The organism is Streptomyces johnsoniae (assembly GCF_031845565.1).
GTDB lineage: Bacteria > Actinomycetota > Actinomycetes > Streptomycetales > Streptomycetaceae > Streptomyces > Streptomyces johnsoniae.
Map to the genome: position 1 here is coordinate 197,658 of NZ_JAVREV010000001.1, position 20,093 is coordinate 217,750.

A 20,093-nucleotide genomic window follows, 5' to 3' on the forward strand; every position below is an offset into this window, starting at 1 on the left:
CGGGGACGGGCGACCGCCTTCGCCGGCCGGGGCCTCACCGGGGAACGACGCGGAGCCCCGTCCGCTGCCGGGGCGGCGGACGGGGCTCGCGAAGCGGGTGGCGCGGGCGTCAGCGCATCAGCGCATCAGTTGAAGTTGACGTCGCTGCACAGGTAGTACACCTGGTCCATGTGCGAGGCCTGCCAGATCGTGAAGACGACGTGGTGGCCGCTGCGGCCGGGCGCGCTCACGTCCACGGAGATGTTCTGGCTGGGGGCGTAGCTGCCGGTCTCCTCGACCAGTTGGAGGTCGTCCCAGCCGAGCGGCTCGCTGGCCGGGTCGAAGCCCTGGCGGGTGACGTAGATCTGGAAGTAGTCGGCCCCGTGGCTGGCCTGGTCGTAGAGGTGCACCGAGAAGTTGGCGCCGACGTCGGTGGTCTTCCAGGGACCGACGGCGTCAAGCGAGTTGTACCGGCCGCCCTCGGTCTGGCCGCCGCTGCAGAGCTGACCGTTCGGCACCTGGCCCTGGTGGTTGCCGCCGACGTTGTTGCGGTACAGCCCGTTCCAGTTCCACATGGCGTTCGGGTTGTCCTGCCACGCCTGCCAGCACATGGGGTCTTCCTGGGCCATGGCCGGGTTCAAGTGGTCGTCGCCCCAGCGGTCCCAGCAGCCGTAGTTGCGGGAGGCGGGATCGACGATCGACCCGTGGGCGGCGGCGTTGTCCGCCCAGGGGATCAGGAACATCATCGCCGCGGACAGCAGCGCCAGGGCGCGGAGCGTCCAGCGGGGGGTGTGAGTCTGTCTCAGTACGTGCATGACGCGGTCTCCGACTTCCGGTTGTGGGTTCCGAAACTGGGAGCGCTCCCAAATTACCGTGGCTTTACCCCGCGACACACCGCCGAAACCGGCGCGCGGACATCCGGCGCGCCCTGAACGCGCCGGAGCGCCGTTCCGCGACGACGCGCGACGTCCCCCTCCGCCGCGCCGCATCACCTTCGCGGCCGAATATTGACAAACCAACAGCAAGCAGGCCCGGTCGGTGGGCGAATGCCGACCCGTTCCCTTCGAGTGCGTCCGCACCGTTTACTCGGCTCAAGCGAACCGCTATGTTCTGCGGCTATGGGAGCGCTCCCACCCCCCACATTTTCGTCCCGAAGGGAACGAGCCTGCATGCGCACCCCACGAGCCGCACAACCACCCGACGACCGCGCACGCCGCCAGCGCGCCCGGCGCGCGCCCCTGGTGCTCGCCGCCGGCGCGGCGCTCGGCGGCGTGTTCGCCTGGACCGCCCTCCCCACCGCCCAGGGCGCCTCGGCCGACCTGCCCGGCGACGCGGTGTTCCACAACTACCCGCTCCAGGTGCACGAGTGGGTCGAGGAGAACGCCGGGGACGCCCGGCAGCCGCTGATCGCGGAACGGATCGCGAGCCAGCCGCAGGCGGTGTGGTTCTCCAACTACGAACCCGGCACCGTCACCCAGGACGCGGCGGAGGTCACCTCCGCCGCCGCGGCGGCGGGCGAGGTCCCCGTGCTGGTCTCGTACATGATCCCCAACCGCGACTGCGGCGGGGCGTCGGCAGGCGGCGCCCCGGACTTCCCGAGCTACCTGGAGTGGGCCGAGGGCTTTGCGGCCGGGCTCGGCAGCGACCCGGTCGCGATCATCCTGGAGCCGGACTCGCTGGCCCTGACCACCTGCCTGGACGACGCGGAGCGCGCCGAACGTTTCTCCGCGCTGGCGCAGGCGGCCGACACCATCCACGCCGCCAACCCCGAGGCTCGCGTGTACTTCGACGCCGGGCACTCGGCCTGGCACGAGCCGGCCACGATGGCCGGCACGCTGATCGAGGCCGGAATCCTGGAGAGCGGGGACGGCATCTACAGCAACGTCTCCAACTACCGCGTCACCGAGGAGGAGGTGGCCTTCGCGGAGGGCGTGCTCGCCGCGCTGGGGGACGACAGCCTGCGGGCGGTCATCGACACCAGCCGCAACGGCAACGGCCCGGACGGCGCCGAATGGTGCGACCCGCCCGGCCGCCTCGTCGGTGAGAACCCCACCGCCGACACGGGGAACGACCTGATCGACGCCTATCTGTGGGTGAAGCCGCCCGGTGAGCTGGACGGCTGCGCCGGCCCGGCCGGGCAGTTCTCGCCCGATATGGCGTACCAGCTGGCAGGCGGCTGACGCGGTCCTTGAACCGCGCGCGACGACGTCAGTCCGTCTGCCCGAACCGGTGCCGCCCCTGCCTTCCCAGGGCGGCACCGGTTTCGACTGCCGTGATCACACGTCCCACTGAGACAAAAGTCCCACTGGGACATCTCGGCGTACGCTGGAGAACGTGACCACCGAAGCTCCGGCGGCCGACCGCCGCCGACGCAAGGCCCTGCGGACCAGGGAGGCGCTGGCGAGTGCCGCGTTCGAGCTGGTGCTCGACCACGGGCTCGCCGCCGTGACCGTCGAGCGGATCGCGGAGCGCGCCGACGTGGCGCGGCGCACGTTCAGCCGCCACTTCGGCAGCAAGGAGAGCGCGGCGCTCGACGTCATCCGGGCCGACGGCGCGCGCATCAACGCGCTGCTGCGCGCGCGCCCGGCCGACGAGCCGCCGTTCGCCGCCTACCGCGCCGCGGTCCTGTCCTGGCTGGCCGACACGACCGAGCCGCCCTGGCCCCACCGGCCCCGGATGCCCGAGTTGCTGCGGCTCACGCTGCGGGAGCCGGCGCTTCACGCCGCCTTCCACCACATCCGGGTCGAGGCCCAGCGAGAGTCCGCGCGCATCGTGGCCGCGCGACTCGGCCTCGACCCGCACCACGATCCCCGCCCCGCCGTGCTCGCGGGCGCGGCGGCCGGTGCCCTGAGCGCGGCCCAGGAGCTGTGGATCGCCGGGAGCGAGGAGGTCGGGGCGGACGCGGGGAGCGACCTCACCGCACTGGTTGAACGTGCCTTCTCCGTTCTGGCCCTCCGCCCCGGGGCGCTGCCGAGGCAGCGCGCGGAGGACGGGGCGGACCGCGGGACCGGCAGGACCGGCAGGACCAGCAGCACCGACACCGAAGGAGCAGCAGGCACATGACCGTCACCGACTACCGCACGGAGTTCTCCGGCCGGACCGCCCTCGTCACCGGCGCGGCCTCCGGGATCGGCCGGGCCGTCGCCGACCGCCTCGCCGCGGGCGGCGCGAGCGTCGTCCTCGCCGACTACCAGGAGACGGCCGCCGCGAAGGCCGCCGACGAGATCGCCGGCACCGGCGCCCAGGCCGCCGCGATCCGCATGGACGTCACCGATCCGGCGTCCGCGGAGGCCGCCGTCGCGTTCGCCACCGGAACGTTCGGGGCCCTGCACCTGGCCGTCAACAACGCGGGCATCGGCGGGGTGAGCGCCCAGAGCGGCGCCTACCCGCTCGACGAGTGGCGGCGGGTCGTCGACACCAACCTCAGCGGCGTCTTCTACTCCATGCGCTACGAGCTGCCCGCCATCCTCGAAGCGGGCGGCGGCGCGATCGTCAACATGGCCTCCATCCTCGGCACCAACGGCTTCGCCGGCTCCGCCGCCTACGTGGCGGCCAAGCACGGTGTGGTCGGCCTGACGAAGACCGCCGCCCTGGAGTACGCCGCCCGCAATGTCCGGATCAACGCGGTCGGCCCCGGCTTCATCGACACGCCGCTGCTGCACGCCTCGGAGGACATCGACGTCGGCGCGCTGGTGGACCTGCACCCGGCCGGGCGCCTCGGCACCGCGGCGGACGTCGCGGAGCTGACCGTCTTCCTGCTGTCGGAACGGGCCTCGTTCGTCCACGGCAGCTACCACCTCGTCGACGGCGCCTACGCGGCCCGCTGACCGGAAGACCGGCAGGTCCGGCAGGTCCGGCAGGTCCGGCAGACCGGAAAGTTCAGAAGGGCAGACCCGAAGGAGCCGTCATGAAGGCCGTTCAGTACCGGGAGATCGGCGCCGCCCCCGCAGTCGTCACGCTCCCCGAGCCGGAGCCGGGCCCGGGGCAGGTGCTGCTCGAGGTGGCCGCGGCCGGGGTGTGCCACTCCGACATCGCGCTGATGAGCTGGCCCGCGGACCAGTTCCCCTACCGGCTGCCGCTCACCCTCGGCCACGAGGGCGCGGGAAGAGTGGCCGGGTTCGGCCCCGGCGTCACCGGCCTCGCCGAGGGCGATCTCGTCGCGGTGTACGGGCCGCAGGGCTGCGGGCGCTGCGCCAAGTGCGCCGAGGGCAAGGAGAACTACTGCCTGGACGCGGCCCGGCTCGGCATCTTCCCGCCCGGCCTCGGCGCGCCGGGCGCCATGGCCGAGTACCTGCTCGTCGACGACGCGCGGTTCCTGCTGCCGCTGGACGGCCTCGACCCGGTCAGGTCGGTGCCGCTGACGGACGCCGGGCTCACGCCGTACCACGCGATCAAGCGGTCGCTGCCCAAGCTGGTGCCCGGCAGCACGGCCGTGGTCATCGGGGCGGGCGGGCTCGGTCACGTCGCCATTCAGCTGCTGCGGGCGCTGACCCCGAGCCGGGTGATCGCGCTCGACGTGGCCGAGGAGAAGCTGGCGCTGGCCAGATCGGTCGGGGCGCATGACACGGTGCTGTCCGACGAACGCGCCGCCGACCGGGTGCGGGAGCTGACGGGCGGCCTCGGCGCGGAGGCCGTGTTCGACTTCGTCGGCGCCCAGCCCACCGTGGCGACGGCGGGCGCGGTGGCGGCGGTGGAGGGCGACGTCTCGGTCGTCGGCCTCGGCGGCGGTGCGCTGCCGGTCGGCATCAACACCACCGCGTTCGACGTGGCCGTCGCCGCGCCCTACTGGGGCAGCAGGGGCGAGCTGCGCGAAGTACTCGACCTCGCGCGGACGGGCGCGCTCGACGTGCACATCGAGACGTACGGCATCGACGAGGCTCCGCTCGCCTACGAGCGGCTGCACGCGAGGAAGGTCAACGGCCGCGCGGTGATCCTGCCGAACGGCTGACGCGTCCCGGCGCCCGGGGCGGTGGAGCGCCGGGGCCGGGACGAGGTGCGCGCGGCCGGGCGCGCGCCGTGCTCAGTCCGTCAGGTCGACGCCGCGGGCCGAAGTGGCGCCGATCTCCGCGGCGATCTCGGTGAGAACGGAAGCCGGGATGGTGCCGTCGACCGTGAGGGCGATCAGCGCGTCGCCGCCCTCCTCGGCACGTGCGACCTGCATGCCGGCGATGTTGATGTGGGCCTCGCCGAGGATGCGGCCCAGCGTGCCGACGACGCCGGGGCGGTCGGTGTAACGCAGGAACGCCATGTGGTCCGCCACGGTCAGGTCCAGCGTGTGGTCGCCGATGCCGACGATCTTCTGCTGGTGCTTGGGCCCGGCCAGCGTCCCGGCGACGGACACCACCTCGCCGCTGGTGAGGGTGCCGCGCACGGTGATCATGTTCCGGTGGTCGGCGGACTCCGAGCTGGTGGTCAGCCGGACCTCCACGCCGCGCTCCTGCGCGAACAGCGGGGCGTTCACATAGGAGACCGTCTCCGCGACGACGTCCTCGAAGACGCCCTTCAGCGCGGACAGCTCCAGGACCTTCACGTCGTGCTGGGTGATCTCGCCGCAGACCTCGACGTCGAGACGCAGGGCGACCTCTCCGGCAAGGGCGGTGAAGATACGGCCCAGCTTCTCGGCGAGGGGCAGCCCGGGGCGCACGTCCTCGGCGATGACGCCGCCCTGCACGTTGACCGCGTCGGGCACCAACTCGCCCGCCAGGGCCAGGCGCACCGACTTGGCCACGGAAATACCGGCCTTCTCCTGCGCCTCGCCGGTGGAGGCGCCCAGGTGCGGGGTGCCGATCACCGTGTCGAACTCGAACAGCGGGGAGTCCGTACAGGGCTCGGTGGCGTAGACGTCGAGCCCCGCGCCCGCGACGCGGCCTTCCTTGAGCGCGCTGAGCAGCGCCGTCTCGTCGACGATGCCGCCGCGGGCCGCGTTGATGACGCGGACGGACGGCTTGACCTTGTGCAGGGCCTCGTCGCCGATCAGGCCCAGGGTCTCGGGCGTCTTCGGCAGGTGGACGGTGATGAAGTCGGCGGCGGCCAGCAGCTCGTCGAGGGAGGTCAGCCTGACGCCCATCTGTGCGGCGCGCGCCGGCTGCACATAGGGGTCGTAGGCGACGACGTCCATGCCGAACGCCGCCATGCGCTGGGCCACCAGCACGCCGATGCGGCCGAGGCCGACGACGCCCAGGGTCTTCTCGGCCAGCTCGACGCCGGTGTACTTGCTGCGCTTCCACTCGCCGTTCTTCAGAGCGGCGTTGGCCTGCGGGATATTGCGCGCGGTGGAGATGATGAGGCCGCAGGCCAGCTCGGCCGCGGTCACGATGTTGGAGGTGGGCGCGTTGACCACCATCACGCCGGCCTTGGTTGCGGCGGGCACATCCACGTTGTCAAGGCCGACGCCGGCGCGGGCGACGACCTTGAGGCGGCCGGCGGCGGCGATGGCCTCCGCGTCGACCTGCGTGGCGCTGCGGATCAGGATGGCGTCCACGTCGGCGATGGCGCCGAGCAGGTCGGCGCGGTCCGCGCCGTCACAGCGGCGGATCTCGAAGTCCGGGCCCAGGGCGTCGACCGTGGCGGGCGAAAGCTCTTCAGCGATGAGTACGACGGGCTTGCTCACTATGTCTCACTGGTCCTTTGCGGAAGGCCGCGTCCCGACGGCCGACGGCGGGGGGAGAGGAGGGCAGCCGCGTGGAGACGCACGACGCTGTGAGCCTGTGACGCGCTTCGCCATGCAGTGTATCGGCGCGGTGGTGGGCCCGGCAGACGGCCGCCGAGCCCACCGCTCGATCGAGCGAACTCCCGCGGAACGCAGGGTCGGAAGAGGGCTCAGGCCTCTTCGTCGACCCAGCTCATGAGCTTGCGCAGCTCCTTGCCCGTGGTTTCGAGGAGGTGGTCGCCGTCCGCCTTCTTGTACTCGTTGTACTTGGGCAGCCCCGCGCTGTACTCGGCCATCCAGCTCTTGGCGAAGCTGCCGTCCTGGATCTCGCCGAGAATCCGCTTCATCTCCGCCTTGGTGTCGGCCGTGATGATGCGCGGGCCCGAGACGTAGTCGCCCCACTCGGCGGTCTCGGAGATGGACCAGCGCATCTTCTCCAGGCCGCCCTCGTACATGAGGTCCACGATCAGCTTCAGCTCGTGCAGGCACTCGAAGTACGCGATCTCCGGCTGGTAGCCGGCCTCGACCAGCGTCTCGAACCCGGCCTTGACCAGGGCGGAGGTGCCGCCGCACAGCACGGCCTGCTCGCCGAAGAGGTCGGTCTCGGTCTCCTCGGTGAACGTCGTCTTGATCACGCCGGCGCGGGTGCCGCCGATGGCCTTGGCATACGACAGGGCCAGGGCGAAACCGCTGCCGGTGGCGTCCTGCTCGACGGCCGCGATGCAGGGCACGCCGCGGCCTTCCTCGTACTGGCGGCGCACGAGGTGGCCCGGGCCCTTGGGGGCGACCATGCACACGTCCACGCCGACCGGGGGCTTGATGAAGCCGAACCGGATGTTGAAACCGTGGCCGAAGAACAGCGCGTCGCCGTTCTTGAGGTTGTCGCGCACGGACTCCTCGTACACCTTGCCCTGGATCGGGTCGGGAACGAGCATCATGATCACGTCGGCCTCGGCGGCGGCCTGGGCCGGGGTGGTCACCCGCAGGCCCTGCTCCTCCGCCGTCACCCGGGACTTGGAGCCGTCGTGCAGGCCGACCCGGACGTCGACGCCCGAGTCACGCAGGGACAGCGCGTGGGCGTGGCCCTGGCTGCCGTAACCGAGGACCGCGACCTTGCGGCCCTGGATGATGGACAGGTCGGCGTCGTCGTCGTAGAACAGCTCGGCCACTTTGAGTTTTCTCCTCTGTAGTTCTGTGCGCCGCGGCCCGGTTGCCACGTCCTTCGCCCCCTCGCGGGAGCCCTGCGCACGGTTGCTGCGGGCCGGGTGGTCCGCGCCTGCGGACCACCGTAAGCCGCGGGAATCGGTGGGGTGCGGGGCCGTCTCGCTATGCGGTCCGCTCCAGGGCGCGCAGCGACCGGTCGGTGATGGAGCGGGAGCCGCGGCCGATGGCGATGGCGCCGGACTGGACCAGCTCCTTGATGCCGAACGGCTCCAGCATGCGGAGCATGGCCTCCAGCTTGTCGCTGCTGCCGGTGGCCTCGATGGTGACGGCCTCGGGCGCCACATCGACCGTCTTGGCGCGGAACAGCTGCACGATCTCGACGATCTGCGACCTGCTCTCGTTGTCGGCGCGGACTTTCACCAGCACGAGCTCCCGGTGAACGGCGGCCGACGGGTCGAGCTCGACGATCTTCAGCACGTTGACGAGCTTGTTGAGCTGCTTCGTGACCTGCTCGAGCGGCAGGCTCTCGACGCTGACCACGATCGTGATACGGGAGACCTCGGGGTGCTCGGTCGTGCCGACCGCGAGCGAGTCGATGTTGAACCCGCGGCGGGAGAACAACGCGGTGATGCGGGCGAGGACGCCCGGCTTGTTCTCCACCAGGACGGAGAGGGTGTGTTTCGACATGTCGGTTCGTTACCTCGGCGGTGGGTCTCGGTCAGTCGTCGGCGTCGCTGAAGTCCGGGCGGACCCCGCGGGCCGCCATGACCTCGTCGTTGGAGGTGCCGGCCGCGACCATGGGCCAGACCATGGCGTCCTCGTGGACGATGAAGTCGATGACGACGGGACGGTCGTTGATGGCGTTGGCCTTCTCGATGACGGCGTCGAGCTGGGCCGGGTCCTCGCAGCGCAGCCCCACGCAGCCCATGGCCTCCGACAACTTGACGAAGTCGGGGATGCGGGTGCCGGTGCTCGTGGCCGCGCCGTCCGCGCCCGGGCCGTCGCGCAGCACGGTGTTGGAGTAGCGCTGGTTGTAGAAGAGGGTCTGCCACTGCCTGACCATGCCCAGCGCGCCGTTGTTGATGACGGCGACCTTGATGGGCACGCCGTTCAGCGCGGCGGTGGCCAGCTCCTGGTTCGTCATCTGGAAGCAGCCGTCGCCGTCGATCGCCCAGACCGTGGCGTCGGGGCGGCCGGCCTTGGCGCCGAGCGCGGCCGGGACGGCGTAGCCCATGGTGCCGAGACCGCCCGAGTTCAGCCAGGTGCCGGGGCGTTCGAAGGGGAGGTAGTGGGCGGCCCACATCTGGTGCTGGCCGACGCCGGCGGTGTAGATGGTGCCCTCGGGGGCGAGGCGGCCGATGCGCTCGATGACCTGCTGCGGGGAGAGCGTGCCGTTTTCCGGCAGGTCGTAGCCCAGCGGGTAGGTGTCGCGCCACCGGTTCAGCTGGTCCCACCAGGCCGCGTAGCGCTCGCGCGCGGCGGGGCCGCGGGAGGCGCCGGTCTCCTCGCCGCGCAGGGCGGCCGTCAGATCCGCCATGACCTCCTTGACGTCGCCGACGATCGGGACGTCGGCCACCCGGTTCTTGCCGATCTCGGCCGGGTCGATGTCGGCGTGCACGATCTTGGCCAGCGGCGCGAAGGAGTCGATGCGGCCGGTGACCCGGTCGTCGAAGCGGGCGCCGAGCGCGACGATCAGGTCGGCCTTCTGGAGGGCGGTGACGGCGGTGACGGCGCCGTGCATGCCGGGCATGCCGACGTGCTGGGGGTGGCTGTCGGGGAACGCGCCCAGCGCCATCAGCGTCGTGGTCACGGGCGCGCCGGTCAGCTCGGCCAGCTCCAGCAACTCGGCGGCGGCGCCCGCCTTGATGACCCCGCCACCGGCGTACAGCACGGGGCGCCTGGCCTCGGCGATCAGCCGGGCCGCCTCGCGGATCTGCTTGGCGTGCGGGCGGCTCACCGGGCGGTAGCCGGGCAGGTCGTGGCTGGGCGGCCAGGTGAAGCTGGTCCGGCGCTGGAGCGCGTCCTTGGCGATGTCGACCAGAACGGGCCCGGGGCGGCCGGTGGCGGCGATGTGGAACGCCTCGGCGATGGTCCGCGGGATCTCGTCCGGATCGGTGACCAGGAAGTTGTGCTTGGTGATCGGCAGGGTGATGCCGCAGATGTCGGCTTCCTGGAAGGCGTCGGTGCCGATCGTCTTGCTGGCGACCTGGCCGGTGATGGCGACCAGCGGCACCGAATCCATGTGGGCGTCCGCGATGGGCGTCACCAGGTTGGTCGCACCGGGGCCCGAGGTGGCCATGCACACCCCCACCTTGCCGGTGGCCTGCGCGTATCCGGTCGCCGCGTGGCCCGCGCCCTGCTCGTGGCGGACGAGGATGTGCCGGACGGCGGTGGAGTCCATCATCGGGTCGTAGGCGGGCAGGATCGCACCACCGGGAATACCGAAGACGGTGTCGGCACCGACCGCTTCGAGGGAGCGGATGAGGGACTGGGCGCCCGTCAGGTTGGCGACAGTGGTGGGTTGCGGCGCCCCGCCTCGGGGTGCTCGTGGCTGCGGCTTCGGCGCCCCGGTGGCCTGCTCGGTCATGGTCGATCTCTTCTCGGCGTATGAGGGTGGTGGAGCTGATGCGGGTGCTGGTCGGGAGGGGGGTGGGGAGGGGTCTTCCGCGCACTGGTGCAACAAAAAACCCCTCGTGCCGTAAGGCATGCGAGGGGGAGCGCGCCGCTGTGGGTCCTCGGGGTGAGCCCGGGGTCAGCCGACGCGCCGTCCAAGTACGAGAATTCGGGTGCGCATGGGTCAGACACTGCTCTTTCCTCCTGCCGTGTGTCAAGCGAGCGCGAATGACGTCTCACTATGTGGGCGCGGTGGAGGAAGGGGTGGAATCGGCCGCGGTCCTGCCCGTGCGGGGCGGTGCCTGCACGGGATGTTGCGCCGTCACCCGGACGGTGTCGGGCGGAACCGGCAGGTGGCCCACGTCCAGCACCCGGCGCAGCCGGACGGGCTCGAGCGGCTCGCTGAACGCCAGGCCCTGGCCGCGGCGGCAGCCGAGGGCGCGCAGGGCGACGGCCTGCTCCGGCAGGTCCACCCCGTCGGCGAGCGAGTCGATCCCGAGGTCGGCGGCCATGCGCAGCAGCCCCGCGGCGATGGTGCTCAGCGGGGCCGACTCCAGCAGCCCGTCGACCAGCTCGCCGTCGAGGCGGACCAGGTCGACGGGCAGGCGGTGCAGGGCGGCGGCCGCGGTGCCGCCGCTGCCGAACCCGCCGAGGGCGATGCCCACACCGAGGCGGCTGAGGTCCGTCAGGCGGCCGCGCAGCTCGCCCGAGGCGAGGACTGTGTCGGCCTCGGGCAGCTCGATCATCAGGGCCTCGGGCGGCAGCCCGTGCCGCCCGAGCAGCGTCTCGACCCCGCCGACTCCGAGGGCGCGGTCGGCGAGGCGCCCGCTGGGGACGCGCACGCTGACGGGAACGGTCAGGCCCGTGCGGTGGCGGCGGGCGGCCTCGGTGACGGTCTGCTCCAGCAGCCAGCCGGTGACCTCGGCGGCGCGGCCGTCCTCGGGCGTCGGGGCGGCGGGCAGCTCGCGGGGGCCGCCCCTGAGGAACTCGATCGGGGTGGCGAGGTGGCCGTGTGCGGAGCGCCAGCGGGCCTGGGCGCAGACGGCGGCGACACGTCCGTCGGCCAGCTCCACGATGGGCTGGTGGAGCAGGGTGAACTCCCCCGCGTCCAGCGCGCGGCCGAGCCGGTCGGCCAGCTCCGTGCGGCGTACGGCCTCGGCCTGGAGCCGCGGGTCGTACAGCTCGACGCGGCCCTTGCCCGACTGCTTGGCGCGGTACATGGCCAGGTCGGCCCTGCGCATCAGCGCGGCGGGGCTCGCGCCCGGCTCGGCGAAGGCGATGCCGATGCTGGCGGTCACGCGGATCTCCCGGCCGTCGATCGCATAGGGACGGCTGAGGGCGGCCCGCACCCGCTCGGCGATCTCCAGTATCCGGTACTCCCTCGGCTGCTGCTCGCCGCCGGCGTCTCCCGCGATGAGCGCGGCGAACTCGTCGCCGCCGAGCCGCGCGGTGGTGTCCCCGGCCCGCACGGACTCCCGCAGCCGCTGGGCCGCATGGATCAGCAGCTCGTCCCCCGCCTGGTGGCCGACCGAGTCGTTGACCGCCTTGAAGCCGTCGAGGTCGATGAACAGCACCGCGGCCTCGGGCCCGCCGCCCCCGCCGAGGGCCAGTCGGACCCGCTCGATGAACAGGGCGCGGTTGGGCAGGTCGGTGAGGGTGTCGTGGGAGGCGCTGTGCTGGAGCTGCGCCTGGAGCCGCACGCGCTCGGTGACGTCTCTGGTGTTGAAGATGAGGCCGCCCTGGTGCCGCTTCACGCTGGACTCCACATTCAGCCAGTGGCCCGCGGCGTGCCGCACACGGCACTCGATCCTGGTGGCGTGCTCGCGGGCGGCCGGGGCGGAGAGGAAGCGGAGCAGCTCGTGCTGGACGCGGCCGAAGTCGTCGGGGTGGATCAGCTCGGACAGCGCGCTGCCGGTCAGGCGCTCGGCCTCCCGCCCGTAGACGCCGCTCGCGGCGGGGCTGACGTAGCGCAGGCTCCCGTCCCGGTCGGCGATCATGATGACGTCGCTCGACCCCTGCACCAGCGACCTGAAGTAGTTTTCCTTCTGCGCCAGCTCCCTGGTCAGGGACACGTTGTCCATGAGCGTGATGCCCTGGCGGACCAGCAGCGCGAGAACGACCGCGCAGGCGGCGAAGACGACCACCCGGTCGACGTGCCGGCCGCTTACCACGGTGAACAGGATGCTGAGCACGCAGACGGCGGCGGCGAGGTAGGGCGCGAGCCCGGCCAGCGAGCCGCCGAGGGCCCGGCAGGGCCACCCGGCGGGCGCGCGGTCCGCCCGCTCCTCGGCCGTCCCGCCCTCTTGCGGGCGTGGCGCCATCCACGGCGCGCAGGCGAGCAGCAGCGAGCCGGCGAACCAGCCGGCGTCGAGCAGTCGTCCCGAGCTGTACTGCTCGCGGAGCATCGGCGAGGTGAACAGCGCGTCGCACAGCACGGTCAGGCCGAGCGCGCCGATCGCCGCGTTGATCGAGGGGCGGTGCACGGCGCTGCGCCGGAAGTGCAGGACGAGCACCATGCTGACGAGCGCGATGTCGAGCAGCGGGTACGCCAGCGCGAGGGCCGCCCGGGTCAGCGTCTCGCCCTGCCGCTCGGCGGCCTGTGCGAGGGCGACGCTCCAGGAAAGGGTCATCATCGAGCCGCCGATGAGCCAGGAGTCCAGGCCGAGGCAGACCCAGCCGGCCCGGGTGACCGGCCGCTTGGCCAGCAGGAGCAGGCCGATGATGGCCAGCGGCGCGAACAGCAGGAAACACAGGTCGGCCACCGAGAGGGGCGGCACCTGCTGCTGGAGCACCACCTCGTACCAGCCCCAGATCCCGTTCCCCAGAGCCATCATGACCGAGGAGATGCCGAACAGGGCCCAGGCGGTGCGGCATTCACCGGCGTGATCGCGGGCGTACCACAGGCAGGAGCCCGCGGCGAGGAGCGCGGCGGCGCTCAGTCCGAAGTCCCCCATGGCCGCGGCCACGCGGGGCGACCCCCAGCCGAGGACGGCCCCCGCCGCGTAGCCCGCGCAGACCGCGGCGAGTGCGAGCTGCGGCAGGGACCCCACCTGGGCCCGATGGCCCCGCGGCAGCTCCCCGTTGTCCCGTGGGCAGTGCATCGCCTTGTCGCCCCCCTCTCGTTCCGGGCTCACCCCGGACGGACGATACACCAGAACCGTCACGCAGCGACATAGGAAACTTACTTAAAGTAACGGCATGGGGGAAGCTCGTCACACGGTTGACGCGCCCCCCGCCGCGACGACGTGGCGCAGCGGCTCACCCGCCGCGAAGCGCGTGAGCTGGGCGTGCAGCAGCCGTTCGGCCCGGGGCCTGAAGGCGCTGGTCGGGCCACCGACGTGCGGGGTGATCAGCACGCCGGGCGCCCGCCACAGCGGGTGCTCCGCGGGCAGCGGCTCCGGGTCGGTGACGTCGAGCGCCGCGCGCAGCCGCCCCGATTCCAGCTCGGCGAGCAGCGCCTTGGTGTCCACGACGGCGCCGCGGGCGACGTTCACCAGCAGGGCGTCGTCGGGCATGCGGGCGAGGAACTCGGCGCCGACCAGGCCACGGGTGGCCTCCGTCAGCGGCGTGGTGACGAACACGATCTCGGCCAGGGGCAGCAGTCCTGGCAGCTCGTCGATGCCGTGCACGGGCCCGCGTTCGCTCTCCCGCGCGCGGCTGGCGACCCGTATGACCTCGGCGACCTCGAACGGAAGCAGCCGGTCCTCGACGGCACCGCCGATGCCGCCGTAACCGAGGATCAGCACACGGCGGTCGGCGAGCGAGGGGCGCACTGCCGACTCCCAGCGCCCCTGCTGCGCGTTGCGCACCGCGCCGGGGATGTCGCGCTGGGCGGCCAGGGCGAGGGCGAGGGCCAGCTCGCCGGTGCTGGTGTTGTGCAGGTCACCCGCGTTGCACAGCACGGCATCCGCGGGCAGGTCGGGCACGCGGGGCAGCATGTGTTCGACGCCCGCGGTCAGGGTCTGCACGACGCGCACCCGCGGCATGTGCGCGAGCGGACGCACCGCGACCTCCGCGCCCTTCATGTAGGGGACGGCGTAGAAGGCACAACGGGCCGGATCGGCAGGGAAGTCGGGCTCCCCGTTCCAGTGGACGTAGTTCAGCGAGCTGGGCAGGGACGCGAGCTCAGCGGGCGGGAAGGGCAGCCAGACATCCGGTGTGGTCATAGCGCCAGGCTAAGCCCTGGCCATGGCCCGGGGCGGGGGCTGTCAGCGGCAGCCGTTACGTTGGAGACGGCGCGGCGGGGCGAGTGCGTGGAGGGATCGGCGGCAGGTGCGGTACCGGACGATGGGGGCGGGGGCGCTGCGGGTCGGGGCCGTCGGGCTCGGCTGCATGCCGATGAGCTGGGGCTACACGACGCCGGGGCGGCATGGCGACGCGGCGCTGCGCGCCGTGCACGCCGCGCTGGACGCGGGGTGCACGCTGCTCGACACCGCCGACATGTACGGGCCGTTCACCAATGAGCTGCTGCTCGGCCGGGTGCTCAAGGAGCGGCGGGCCGACGCGTTCGTCGCGGCCAAGTGCGGGCTCGTGGTGGGCGAGCAGCACATCGTGGCCAACGGGCGCCCCGAGTACGTGCGTCGGGCCTGCGACGCGTCGCTGCGCCGGCTGCGGACGGACGTCATCGACCTCTACCAGCTGCACCGCGTCGACCCGGAGGTGCCGGTCGAGGAGACCTGGGGGGCGATGGCGGAGCTGGTGCGGGCGGGGAAGGTCCGGGCGCTGGGCCTGTGCGCCGTGACGGCGCGCGGCGGCCCCGGCGCGTCCGCGGCGGGGGGTTACGGTCCGGCGCTCGGGGCGCTGTCGCGGGTGCAGCAGGTGTTCCCGGTGAGCGCGGTGCAGGCCGAGCTGTCGGTGTGGTCCACCGCGGCGCGGGCGGAGCTGCTGCCCTGGTGCGAGACGAGGGGCGTCGGGTTCCTGGCGGCGATGCCGCTGGGCAGCGGCTTCCTGACCGGCACGCTGGTGCCCGGCGGCGGCTTCGAACCGGCCGACCTGCGGGCCAGGCACCCGCGGTTCACGGCCGAGATGATGGCGGCCAACCAGCCGGTGGTGGCCGGACTGCGGCGGGTCGCCGCCCGGCACGCCGGGGCCACGCCCGCGCAGGTGGCGCTGGCGTGGCTGCTGGCGCAGGGCCCCGGCGTGATCGCCCTGCCCGGCACCCGGCGGGAGCACTGGGCCAGGGAGAACGCGGGGGCCGCCGGGCTCGACCTGACCGAAGGGGACCTCGCGGAGATCGAGGCGCTGCCGCCCGCGCGCGAGTCGTGGGAGTGAGGCGTCGCGCACCGGGCACTCTTGGAGTCGGTGCCCGGGCAGCCGGGCCACGCGGTGCTGTTCCGCGGATGAGCCGGGAGGTGCTGATGACCGTACGTGGCGTCCGGCGCGGCGGGCCGGCCGCGCTTCTCGCGCTGGCCGTGCTCGCGGCCGGCTGTTCCTCGGACGGCGGGGACGAGGAGGGCGACGGCGGCCGGGAGGAGTCCGCGTCCGCCTCGGAGCCGGCCCCGTCGGACAGCGCGGAGGAGACAGAGGAGACCGCGGAGGCGAGCCCTTCGGCCGCGCCCGCCCAGGGCGAGGCGGAGGTGGTGGAGACCGTCGCCGAAGGGCTCGACTCCCCGTGGGGCATCGTCTCGCTGCCGGACGGCGACCTGCTGGTGGGGTCGCGGGACGGCGGCCGGGTGGACGTGGTGGACGCGGACTCCGGCGATACCGAGGAGGCGGGCACGGTGCCCGGGGTGGCGGGCGGCCAGGGCGAGGGCGGGCTGCTCGGTCTCGCGCTGGAGCCGGACTTCGAGCCCGGCGGGCGCCTGTTCGCCTACTACACCGCGGAGTCCGACAACCGCATCTCCGTCTTCCGCTACGACGCGTCCGCGCCCGCGGGCGAGCGGCTGACGCCGGACGGCGAGCTGCTCACCGGCATTCCGCGGGGCGAGGTGATCCACAACGGGGGCGGTCTGGCGTTCGGCCCGGACGGGATGCTGTACGCCTCGACCGGGGACATCGGCGACGGGGACCTGGCGCAGGACGCGGAGTCCCTGGCGGGCAAGATCCTGCGCATCGACCCGGAGACGGGCGAGCCGCCAGAGGACAATCCCGACCCCGGCTCGCTGGTCTACTCGATGGGCCACCGCAACGTGCAGGGGCTGGCGTGGGACGGCACGGAGCAGCTGTGGGCCGCCGAGTTCGGCAATGACGCGTGGGACGAGCTGAACCGGATCGAGCCCGGCGCCAATTACGGCTGGCCCGAGTACGAGGGCAGGGGCGGCGAGGACGCCGGATTCGTCGACCCCGTGGAGCAGTGGCCGCCCGCGGAAGCCTCCCCGAGCGACCTCGCGTTCAGCCAGGGCTCGCTGTGGCTGGCGGCGCTGCGCGGGGAGCGGCTGTGGCGCGTACCGCTGGACGGGAGCGAGCCGGCCGCCGAGCCGCAGTCCTTCTTCGAGGGCGAGTACGGGCGGCTGCGCGCACTGCTCGCGACCGGCGGCGACGAGCTGCTGCTGGTGACGAACGAGACGGACAGCCGCGGCTCTCCGGACGGGGACGACGACCGCATTCTGCGGCTGCGCGTCCGCTGACGCGCGCGAACCGCGGGACGGACGCGAACCGCGGGACGGGCGCGGTGCTCGGTCGGCGGGGCCGCCGGTCCGCCCTCAGGCGGGCGTGGCGATCTCCGTGCTGACGATGCCCAGCCGGTGGGCCAGGGCCGCGGCCTCGCCGCGGCCGGCGACTTCGAGCTTGGCGAGGATGTTGGAGACGTGGACGCTCGCCGTCTTCGGCGAGATGAACAGCTCCTCCGCTATCTGCCGGTTGCTCCGGCCGGCGGCCACCAGCGTCAGCACGTCCCGCTCGCGCCGGGTCAGACCGAAGGTCTCCGGCTCGCCGGGCCCCGCCGCCCCGGCCCCGCCCGCCGTCAGGGGCAGCCGGGCGCGCCGGGCCAGCCGCTCGGTCTGTGCCCTCAGCGGCCCGGCGCCCAGCCGCACCGCCACCGCTTGGGCCCGCACGAGCAGGTCCCCCGCACGCTCCCGCTCGCCCTCGGCGAGCAGCGCCTCGGCCCAGCGGGTGCGCATCCGGGCCAGCTCGAAGGGGCGGCACACCTTCTCGAACGCGGCCACCGCCGCCGCCCAGTCCGCGGCCCGCGAGGTGCCCTCCGCGCGGCGCAGCTCCGCCTCGACGAGCGCCGCGTAGCCGACCCACACCGGGTAGTCGCGGCGTATCCCGCTCGCGTAGGCCCGGATGGCGGCAACCGCCTCGGGCTGTCCCGGGGCCGCGGCGGGCACGCCGCGCGCGGCGGACTCGGCCTCCGCCGCGGCGGCCAGCATCGGCCACGTATAGGAACCCGAACCGGTGCCGAGGCCGACCGCGGCGACATCGGCGAAGAGGCGGCGGGCGTCGAGGATGCGGCCCTGGTGCGCGGCGAGCGCGATCTGGTACTCCGCCGCCGCGTGCGCGTACTGGGCGGCCGCCCCGTGGTACGGGCGGTGGTGCTCCCGCATGGCCGCGATCTCCGTCTCGGCCGCGGCCAGATCACCGTGGGCGAGCGCGAGCCGGGCGAGCCGCTGCGCGGCCAGGGACCGCGTCACCGGCATCTGACCGCTGCGCCGCGCGCTCAGCGCGGCCTCCTCGGCCTCCGCCCACCGGCCGAGGGAGAAGAGGGCATCCGACCGGTTCCCATGGAGCCACGACTGGGTGTCGGCCAGCCCGTAACGGTAGGCCAGCTCGATGCCCTCCTCGGCCACTTCAAGGGACTCCTCGGAGCGGCCCATGGACTGCAGCAGCGACTGGAGATTGATGTGGCTGCGGGTGAACACCCCCACCAGATCGGAGTGGACGACCCGCTCAAGCACCCCCCGCATGTCGGCGACGCCCGACTCGCCACGGCCCGTCTCGATCAGCAGCCCACCGCGGCTGAGCAGCGCGTTCAGCTCGGCATTCTCGTCGCCGACCTCCCGGGCCAGCTCCACCGCGCGCCTGGCTATCGCCAGACTGCCGGGCCCCGGGTCGAAGACGGCACCCCACAGCGCGGCCTCGGTCAGCACCCGGGCGTGCACCGGGGAGGGGTCGAAGCCGCGCAGCAGCTCCTGCGCGGTACCCAGCTCCTCCCAGCCGGTGCCGCGCCCGAGGTTGCGCATGAGGCGCGACTTCTCCGCCCAGAACCAGGCGGCGCGCAGCGGGTGGTCGAGCCGCTCCAGGGAGCGGAGCGCCCGGTTGATCACGGACAGGCCCCGCTCGGGCTCGCCCGCGTACCGGGCGGCGAGCGTCATCTCGGCGAGCATGTCGAGGAAGCTCAGCGCCTCGTCCCCGCAGTCGCACAGCGGGTAGGACTCGGCATCCTCGGCGACCTCCAACGACCGCTTCACCTCGGCGGGCGCGTCGTCCCACAGCTCGAGTGCGCGCTCGAGCAGCTGGAGCTGCTCGGCGTAGGCGTGCTGACAGCGGGCGCCGGTGGCCGCCCGCACCACGGCGGGCAGCGCCTTGGCCGGGTCGTGCGCGTGGTACCAGAACGTCGCGAGGCGGGCGGCGCGCTCGCCGGCCGGCACCAGTGTGGGCTCGGCCTCCAGGGCCTGCGCGTACTGGCGGCTGAGCCGGGAGCGCTCGCCCGGCAGCAGGTCGTCGTCGACGGCCTCACGCACCAGCGCGTGCCGGAAACGGTAGGTGCCGTCCTCCGCCGCCCGGAGGATGCTGGCTCCGACCGCGGCGCGGAGGGAGGCGATCAGCTCGTCCTCACCGAGCCCGGCCACGGCGCGCAGCAGCCCGTACTCCACCTTGGAACCGCCCTTGGCCGCGACCCGCACCACGCTCTGCGCGGTCTCCGGCAGTGCCTCGACCCGCACGAGCAGCAGATCGCGGATGGAGTCGCTGATGCCGCCCGAGCCGCAGCCGTCGGAGATACTGGCCAGCTCCTCGACGAAGAAGGCATTGCCGTCCGAACGCCGGTAGACCTGGTCGAGCAGATCTTCGGGCGGCCGGCTGCCGCGTATGCCGGCGAGCTGGCTGCGCACCTCTTCGCGCGTGAAACGGGGCAGCTCCAGGCGCTGCACCGTCCGCAGCCTGTCCAGCTCGGCGAGGAACGGGCGCAGCGGGTGGCGCCGGTGGATGTCGTCGGAGCGGTAGGTGGTGACGATCATCACCCGGCCGCCCTGGAGGGAGCGGAAAAGGTAGCTCAGCAGCTCCCGCGTGGAGGTGTCCGACCAGTGCAGGTCCTCGATCACGAGGGCGAGCACGCGCTCCTGCGCCAGCGTCTCCAGCAGCCGGCCCGTCAGCTCGAAGAGGCGGCCGCGCACCTCCACGTCGCGGGCCGCGCGCACCGCGGCGCTCGGCTCCCCCAGCTCGGGGAGCAGCCGCGCCAGCTCGCCGCCGAACCCGGCGGCGGCCTGCGTCAGCTCCTCGCCGAGCTGGCGGTGGAGCGCGCGCAGCACGGTGGAGACGGGTGCGAACGGCAGGCCGTCGGCGCCGACTTCGACGCAGGCGCCGACGGCGGTGACCGCCCCGGCCTCGCCGGCCTGCCGCAGGAACTCCTCCACCAGACGCGTCTTGCCGACCCCGGCCTCGCCACCGATCAGCACGGCCTGCGGCCGGCCGTCGGTGGCCTCGGCGAGCCCTTCGGTCAGGGCGCTGCGCTCGGGCGCGCGTCCGACGAAGACGGGACTGACGGTTTTGGTCTGCATGTCTCGCAGCATCGCATATGCCACTGACAGCG

Annotated in this window: 14 protein-coding genes; 6 read left to right on the plus strand and 8 right to left on the minus strand. The window is 73.1% G+C overall.

What is annotated here, in order from left to right:
- Positions 1–125: 125 nt before the first annotated feature.
- The gene (locus RM779_RS00895) at positions 126–725 is read right to left on the minus strand and encodes a lytic polysaccharide monooxygenase auxiliary activity family 9 protein (protein ID WP_394813204.1); all 600 of its coding nucleotides are present in this window, start codon (positions 723–725) and stop codon (positions 126–128) included.
- 423 nt (positions 726–1,148) lie between these two features.
- On the opposite strand from RM779_RS00895, the gene RM779_RS00900 reads away from it, so the two are divergent.
- The 4 genes from RM779_RS00900 to RM779_RS00915 all read left to right on the plus strand — a co-directional run bounded on the left by RM779_RS00900 (position 1,149) and on the right by RM779_RS00915 (position 4,927).
- Positions 1,149–2,159, plus strand: coding sequence for a glycoside hydrolase family 6 protein (locus RM779_RS00900; protein WP_311614704.1), 1,011 nt, complete (start codon positions 1,149–1,151; stop codon positions 2,157–2,159).
- Positions 2,160–2,313: 154 nt separating this feature from the next.
- Positions 2,314–3,042, plus strand: a complete 729-nt coding sequence (locus tag RM779_RS00905) for a TetR/AcrR family transcriptional regulator (RefSeq protein WP_311614706.1) — start codon at positions 2,314–2,316, stop codon at positions 3,040–3,042.
- Complete coding sequence (locus RM779_RS00910) at positions 3,039–3,806, plus strand: SDR family NAD(P)-dependent oxidoreductase (RefSeq protein WP_311614708.1); 768 nt, start codon at positions 3,039–3,041, stop codon at positions 3,804–3,806. Before RM779_RS00905 ends, RM779_RS00910 begins: the two co-directional genes overlap by 4 nt.
- Before the next feature lie 80 nt (positions 3,807–3,886).
- Positions 3,887–4,927, plus strand: coding sequence for an NAD(P)-dependent alcohol dehydrogenase (locus RM779_RS00915; RefSeq protein WP_311614710.1), 1,041 nt, complete (start codon positions 3,887–3,889; stop codon positions 4,925–4,927).
- A gap of 72 nt (positions 4,928–4,999) precedes the next feature.
- Here the strand turns inward: RM779_RS00915 and serA are convergent, their stop codons facing one another.
- From serA to RM779_RS00945, 6 genes are all read right to left on the minus strand, one after another.
- Positions 5,000–6,589 (minus strand): phosphoglycerate dehydrogenase, encoded by a 1,590-nt coding sequence (serA, locus tag RM779_RS00920; protein WP_077058656.1) that lies wholly within the window; start codon positions 6,587–6,589, stop codon positions 5,000–5,002.
- A gap of 209 nt (positions 6,590–6,798) precedes the next feature.
- Positions 6,799–7,797 carry a ketol-acid reductoisomerase gene (gene ilvC / locus RM779_RS00925; protein ID WP_311614713.1) on the minus strand — a complete coding sequence of 333 codons (999 nt, stop codon included), beginning with the start codon at positions 7,795–7,797 and terminating at the stop codon, positions 6,799–6,801.
- A 157-nt stretch (positions 7,798–7,954) separates the two neighbouring features.
- Positions 7,955–8,479, minus strand: coding sequence for an acetolactate synthase small subunit (ilvN, locus tag RM779_RS00930; protein WP_311614715.1), 525 nt, complete (start codon positions 8,477–8,479; stop codon positions 7,955–7,957).
- 31 nt (positions 8,480–8,510) lie between these two features.
- A complete protein-coding gene (locus RM779_RS00935; RefSeq protein ID WP_311614717.1) occupies positions 8,511–10,379 on the minus strand; it encodes an acetolactate synthase large subunit in 1,869 nt (622 codons plus the stop codon).
- A gap of 265 nt (positions 10,380–10,644) precedes the next feature.
- Complete coding sequence (locus tag RM779_RS00940; protein ID WP_311615448.1) at positions 10,645–13,506, minus strand: putative bifunctional diguanylate cyclase/phosphodiesterase; 2,862 nt, start codon at positions 13,504–13,506, stop codon at positions 10,645–10,647.
- Positions 13,507–13,617: 111 nt separating this feature from the next.
- A complete protein-coding gene (locus RM779_RS00945) occupies positions 13,618–14,571 on the minus strand; it encodes a 2-hydroxyacid dehydrogenase (protein ID WP_311614719.1) in 954 nt (317 codons plus the stop codon).
- 106 nt (positions 14,572–14,677) lie between these two features.
- Between RM779_RS00945 and RM779_RS00950 the strand changes: the two genes are divergently transcribed.
- Positions 14,678–15,676: an aldo/keto reductase gene (locus RM779_RS00950; RefSeq protein WP_311614721.1), complete on the plus strand. Its 999-nt coding sequence runs from the start codon at positions 14,678–14,680 to the stop codon at positions 15,674–15,676.
- A gap of 86 nt (positions 15,677–15,762) precedes the next feature.
- Positions 15,763–16,971, plus strand: a complete 1,209-nt coding sequence (locus RM779_RS00955; RefSeq protein WP_311614723.1) for a PQQ-dependent sugar dehydrogenase — start codon at positions 15,763–15,765, stop codon at positions 16,969–16,971.
- Positions 16,972–17,046: 75 nt separating this feature from the next.
- On the opposite strand, the gene RM779_RS00960 is transcribed toward RM779_RS00955, so the two are convergent.
- Positions 17,047–20,061, minus strand: a complete 3,015-nt coding sequence (locus RM779_RS00960) for a helix-turn-helix transcriptional regulator (RefSeq protein ID WP_311614725.1) — start codon at positions 20,059–20,061, stop codon at positions 17,047–17,049.
- Positions 20,062–20,093 lie beyond the last annotated feature (32 nt).